This window comes from Candidatus Clostridium helianthi (assembly GCF_045310795.1).
Lineage (GTDB): Bacteria > Bacillota > Clostridia > Clostridiales > Clostridiaceae > Clostridium > Clostridium helianthi.
The window spans coordinates 88,074-94,073 of the sequence record NZ_JBJIAB010000022.1; the positions used below are offsets into that span (position 1 = coordinate 88,074).

The 6,000-nt window shown below is 30.3% G+C and carries 5 protein-coding genes and 1 pseudogene; 4 read left to right on the plus strand and 2 right to left on the minus strand.

Features of this window, described 5'->3' with window-relative positions; genetic code table 11:
• Nucleotides 1-642 precede the first annotated feature (642 nt).
• From sigI to ACJDTP_RS16660, 3 genes are all read left to right on the plus strand, one after another.
• The gene (gene sigI / locus ACJDTP_RS16650) at nt 643-1,395 is read left to right on the plus strand and encodes an RNA polymerase sigma-I factor (protein ID WP_406761873.1); all 753 of its coding nucleotides are present in this window, start codon (nt 643-645) and stop codon (nt 1,393-1,395) included.
• A 299-nt stretch (nt 1,396-1,694) separates the two neighbouring features.
• The gene (locus ACJDTP_RS16655; protein ID WP_406761874.1) at nt 1,695-2,918 is read left to right on the plus strand and encodes a carbohydrate-binding protein; all 1,224 of its coding nucleotides are present in this window, start codon (nt 1,695-1,697) and stop codon (nt 2,916-2,918) included.
• Entirely contained in the window at nt 2,903-3,040 is a 138-nt protein-coding gene (locus tag ACJDTP_RS16660; protein WP_023976084.1) for a hypothetical protein, read from the plus strand. Before ACJDTP_RS16655 ends, ACJDTP_RS16660 begins: the two co-directional genes overlap by 16 nt.
• Nucleotides 3,041-3,140: 100 nt before the next feature.
• Here ACJDTP_RS16660 and ACJDTP_RS16665 read toward each other — a convergent pair.
• A pseudogene (locus ACJDTP_RS16665) lies at nt 3,141-3,230 on the minus strand (IS3 family transposase); the annotation flags it as partial.
• A 135-nt stretch (nt 3,231-3,365) separates the two neighbouring features.
• Between ACJDTP_RS16665 and ACJDTP_RS16670 the strand changes: the two are divergent.
• Entirely contained in the window at nt 3,366-5,198 is a 1,833-nt protein-coding gene (locus ACJDTP_RS16670; RefSeq protein ID WP_406761875.1) for a carbohydrate-binding protein, read from the plus strand.
• Between the two features lie 188 nt (nt 5,199-5,386).
• Here the strand turns inward: ACJDTP_RS16670 and ACJDTP_RS16675 are convergent, their stop codons facing one another.
• Nucleotides 5,387-5,656, minus strand: a complete 270-nt coding sequence (locus tag ACJDTP_RS16675; RefSeq protein WP_242986070.1) for a beta-1,3-glucanase family protein — start codon at nt 5,654-5,656, stop codon at nt 5,387-5,389.
• Nucleotides 5,657-6,000 lie beyond the last annotated feature (344 nt).

The window sequence follows — 6,000 nt, forward strand, 5'->3', positions numbered from 1 at the left end:
ACTGCTGTGAGCTGCATTGTAGGTACCCCAATTAGGAAAATAAACGACAACATTTTTTTATCAGATTTTTCTGCTGCTTTAGGCATTAGTGTTATTTGCGTGAATGTAAGTAGAAAGACTACAAAAAAAGCAAGAAATTTTTTTAATGTTACGTGTTTCAAAACACATCAACCCCTCTCATATAATCATTGGAATTTTTGGAAAGCAACTTTAATAATAAATTGTTCACCTCCTTAAAACAGTAATAGAGAATTTTCTCTTGCGTAATAAACAATAAAATATTTCACGCCTATATTTATTGCCTATTACTTTGTAAAAAAATAAAACTGTAGGAAATTTATAGAATATATGATTGTACTATATTCAATACGAGAAAAGTGTAATTTTTGTGTGGGACAAAATTAACTTTTTTTAGTAAAACATTTAAATTTAACCACAACAATATATACAAATGTAATAAAATGTAATATAATTACTTATATTGTAAAATATAAATACTTAATAGGAGAGGAGTGTAATAAATTATGGTTTATTATTTATAAAATCTATATATTAGAGCAAAGTTAAGTATATGAGAATGGTATATTTTGTAGTTATGGTAGTTTGTATAAAGAGGTATTTATTATGTAGGGGGGAAAAGTATTGTCAGATAGTAAACTATTTTATGATGATACTAAAGATAACAAATCAATATATGGATACATAGAAAGAATTAGAAACGGTGACGTTAAATTAAAAGATAAATTGATAAAAGAGTATTTACCATTTATATGTAAGTCTGTGTCTAAAGTATCAAAAAAATATGAAGATATAAGATACAGCGATATATTTAGTATAGGAATGATAGCTTTTAATGAGGCGTTAGATAATTATGATGAAAATAAAGGAAAAAACTTTTTCGCTTACTGTGACATGATAATAAGAAGTAGAATTATAGATTATTATAGAAAAAGTGAAAAAGAAGAAAAAACATATCCATTTACTTATTTTGAAAATGAAGATGAAATTAATTTTGAGGAAAAATATTTAAGATCTAATTCATTTAATCAATATGAGAATATAGAAACACAGGATGAAATGGAATTCTTTCAAAAAAAGTTGAGTGAGTTTAATATAAACATATATGATATTGGAGAAGAAATTCCCAAACACAGGGACTCTATTATTATGTGTATAAAAATTGCAAAAGAATTATGTGATAATGATTACTTATATGGAAAATTGATTCGAAATAAATCAATTCCGTTAAAGGAATTAGTGTCAATGGTTCAGGTACATAAAAGAACCATTGAGAGAAATAGGAAATTCATAATTGTAGTAAGCTTAATATTTAAAACAGAATTTACGTATTCAAAGGAATATATACAAGATTTTTTTAATGGATCTAATGCATAGGTAATTGTAGTAATAACAATTTTATTCAAGTGTGTCTCAGAAAGAATAATGACCTTTCATGCATTCGATTATACAATAAATGTATAATTTGTTCTAATTTATAATTTATCCCGCTTAAATAGAATCTTTTTACGTATAATATAGTGTACGTTAAAAGTAATTAATTTAGGAGGTGATATGAAAAAAGTTCAGCAAAAAGGTAACAAAGTTTAATAAAATATTTATGTAAATAAGGGGGGAGTAAACTACTAATAATACTACTAATAATAATAATAAATAGAGGTATAGGGGGAATTTTTATGAAAAGAAAAAAACAACTAATTATGTCATTAGTTATTTCTTCACTTATGGTTTCATCATTTATTCCAACAGTTACAGCGAAAGCTGATACAGGATGGAATCTTGCATGGAGTGATGAATTTAATGGGACAAGTATAAATACATCAAATTGGAAATATGAAACTGGCGGAGACGGTTGGGGTAATAATGAACTTGAATATTATACCAATCGTTCTGAAAATGCAAGAATTGAAAATGGAAATCTTGTTATAGAAGCAAGAAAAGAAAATTACAATGGGATGAATTATACTTCTGCTCGCTTAAAAAGCCAAGGATTAAAAAACTGGACTTATGGAAAAGTAGAGGCAAGAATGAAGTTACCAGCTGGACAAGGTGTATGGCCTGCATTTTGGATGTTAGGAGAAAACATTTCTCAAGTTAGTTGGCCAAAATGTGGTGAAATAGACATTATGGAACATATAAATAATGAAAGTGCAATTATACATTGGGATAGCACTGATAACAATACGCATGCACAGTATGGAGCTGCTTCACCTAATATCGATGTAACTCAATATCATGTATATTCAATTGAATGGGACGCTTCATCAATAAAATGGTTTGTAGATGGAACACAATATTTAGAAGCTAACATAGCAAATAATATTAATGGTACTGAAGCATTTCATAAACCATTCTTTATATTATTTAATCTAGCAATTGGAGGAAATTGGCCAGGTAATCCTGATGGATCAACTCCATTCCCTGCTAAAATGTATGTAGATTATGTTCGTGTATATCAGCACGGGGATAATAATCCAACACCAGCACCTACAGCACCAGCTGTTCCAAGTGGATTGTCTGCAGCTGCTAGCAATCAATCTAGTATTAATGTGTCTTGGAACGCATCATCAGGTGCAACAGGCTATGATTTAAAAGTTGATAATAACATTATTAGTAATGTAACATCACCTTATGTTAATAGTGGTTTAACTGAAAATTCAACACATACTTATGCTATTAGAGCTAAGAATGCTAATGGAACAAGCAGTTGGAGTAATTCTATCAGTGCCACTACTAAGGCTTCAAGCAATCCTACGACTGGAAGCTGGGCTCCTAATACTTCATATAAAGTTGGAGATATAGTTTCTTATAATGGTAAGAATTATAAATGCATTCAAGCTCATACTTCATTGGTAGGATGGGAACCATCAAATGTTCCTGCTTTATGGGTATTAATATAAATGCAGAATATGTAGACTTGGTATTCCATGAAAAGAATACAGCACTTACAACTAATCAAGTAAAGGCTAAGGTTGATAGTTATAGAAATCAAGTTGTTACATTTAAAGATACTGTAGATTAATATTTTAAGTTACGTATAGTAATGGATAAATATTAATAGATTAAATGTATGTAAAAGAGAAAGCATAAACCTTAAAATAGATCTCTATAAAAAGGGGCAATGCAGCTTCTAGAAGATGATTTCTGTACTTTACAGGAGTCATCTTTTTTAGATTTAACTGTGAATGGCTAGTATTATAGTAGATTATGTATCATTATGCTTCCTTCATATGCTCTAATCGCAATATGCATATTAATAGGGAAATTAAATGTTTTATAAAAGGGTTCCAGTTTACTGATATTTTTGGCAAAATAAATAAAATCTTAAAGTGAGGGAGAGAAAAGTATTGAGTAAAAACAAGTTTTTTAAAAAGGTAGTTTCAGTCATGGCTATGGCAAGCCTTATGGTTACAGGAGTATTATTAGGTAATTCAAATAGTGCATCTGCGGTAACAACCAGTAGTATTCCAAATCATGTACTAGTTGGTTACTGGCACAATTTTAATAATGGGTCAGGAGACATTAAACTCAAGGACGTTTCATCAAACTTTGATGTCATTAACCTTTCATTTGGAGAACCAACATCTGTTACTTCCGGGGATATAAAGTTCACCCCATATAATGAAACAGATACTGAGTTTAAAAGTGATGTTCAATATCTTCAAAGTAAAGGAAAAAAAGTATTGTTATCTATTGGAGGACAAAATGGGGAGGTTCAACTAACAAGTTCCACATCTGTTAATACCTTTGTTAATTCTGTAAGTACTATTATTGATAAGTATGGATTGGATGGATTAGATGTAGATTTTGAAGGACATTCGCTATATTTAAATGCAGGGGACAAAGATTTTAAAAATCCAACAACACCTGTTATAGTTAATACAATTAGTGCTTTAAAACAATTAAAGGCTAAGTATGGTAGTAAATTCGTATTAACTATGGCACCTGAAACATTCTTTGTACAACTAGGACATACGTACTATGGCGGATTAAATTCATATGTAGATAACAGAGCTGGATCATTTTTACCAGTAATCTACGGACTTAGAGATGAGTTGAACTGGCTTCAAGTGCAATATTATAATTCAGGTTCAATAAATGACATTAATGGTAAAGCTCAATCAATGGGAAGTGGAGAATTCTATGCTTCTTTAGCAGATATGCTTTTAACAGGTTTTAATGTAAATAATGATTCTAATTATTTCTTCCCAGCATTAAGACAAGATCAAGTAGTTATTGGTGTTCCATGTTGTAATTCTGCTGGAAATGGATATGTTTCAAATGCTGAGGTACAAAGTGCTTTAGATGGATTAATCAATGGTGGAACAGTTGGAAGTTATAAGATTAACAATAAATATCCTAATTTAAGAGGTCTTATGACTTGGTCAATAAATTGGGATCAATATACAAACTTTAATTGGTCTAATTATTTTAGAGGTTATTTTAATAATTTAACTCCACCTGTAAATAAACTTAATGCAGCAGTACTAAGTTCTTCAGAAGTTATTAATGGAAGCTATTCTATATCTGCAGAAGTTCCAGCTTATAATACTGCAACTTCGTATAAAATTTATGAGGGAACAACAGTAGTAGCTTCAGGAAATTTAACAGCTGGACAACCTGCTAAGACGCTTAACTATAATGCCATATCAAAAGCTCCAGGGGCATACATCTACAAAGCTGAATTAAGTGATGGAAGCAATACAGTTACTTCAAATCAAGTAACTGTAACAGTTCCAAAAGCAGTAGATAACACATTACAACCAGCAATATTATCTGCTAGTGCAGTAAATAATGGAGCATATACTTTAACGGCTGTAGTTCCAAAAAATAATACTGCAACAAGCTACAAGATATATGAAGGAACAACAGTTGCTTCTACGGGAGCTTTAACTTCAGGTGTAGGCGAAGTTAGCATTTCTTATGCTATTACTAATAAGGCTAAGGGAAGCTATGATTATACAGTGGTTCTATATGATAGTACAAATTCTGTTAACTCTAACAAAGTTACAGTAACTGTATCAGATTCTGAATCTAACAATGCATGGGTTGCAAGTCATGCATACAAAGTTGGAGATATTGTAACTTACAATGGCGGTACTTATAAATGTATTCAGGCTCACACTTCATTAGTAGGTTGGGAACCAAGTGCTGTACCAGCTTTATGGCAAATTCAATAATAGATAAAGGGAGTTGTAGTTTTATGTAAAAGAATGAGCTAAGATTATCTTGGCTCATTTTTTTGAATTTGCATGTAATATAAAGTATTTTAGTTTGATGAAAGTAGTTAAGAAAATAAAAAAGATGCTGCATCAAATTTTGATACAGCATCTTTTTACAAATCTTATGGTCTAATTTATTTAATTTATTACCAACCTACATTAATTATTGCATACTTAGGGTCAGCTACATGCAATGTGCTGCTGAAGTCGAAAACATCATCATAGCAGAAGCCATATGATTTGTTTTCATAAGAATGATCATGCCAGAATTTTGCAAAGTAATTTGCAGGAGCATCTTTATAGAAATAGGCTGAGTTATTCCAGTGTGCAGGATCAAGCATAACATGTCTGTTAAAGGCTGCACAAACCTGTGCTTTGATAGCTTTTTCATCTAGGCAATGTGATACTGAGCACAAGCAACAGCGTTATGAGTTGTAGTAAATATGAGGGCTTGAGGGCAAAATGATTTTTTGATAAAACTTTATATAAGCATCAACTATTTATGTTAAAATATAGTTACTATGTATACAATGTGTAATTTATGCAATTTTAGATTGGGCAGGTATATGCAATAATGAAAAAGGGTTCTTAACCATAAAGCCTTCATTCTTGATGGAACTTGAAGAAAGTAAAATTGAAAAGAAATCAATATAATGATTATTTATTTATATTTTAAAATATAACCTGAATTATTCATAAAATTATATGAAACATGCTTTGCATGGCTCGTTAAGCTGTTCTTAACAAATTCAAAACTTCA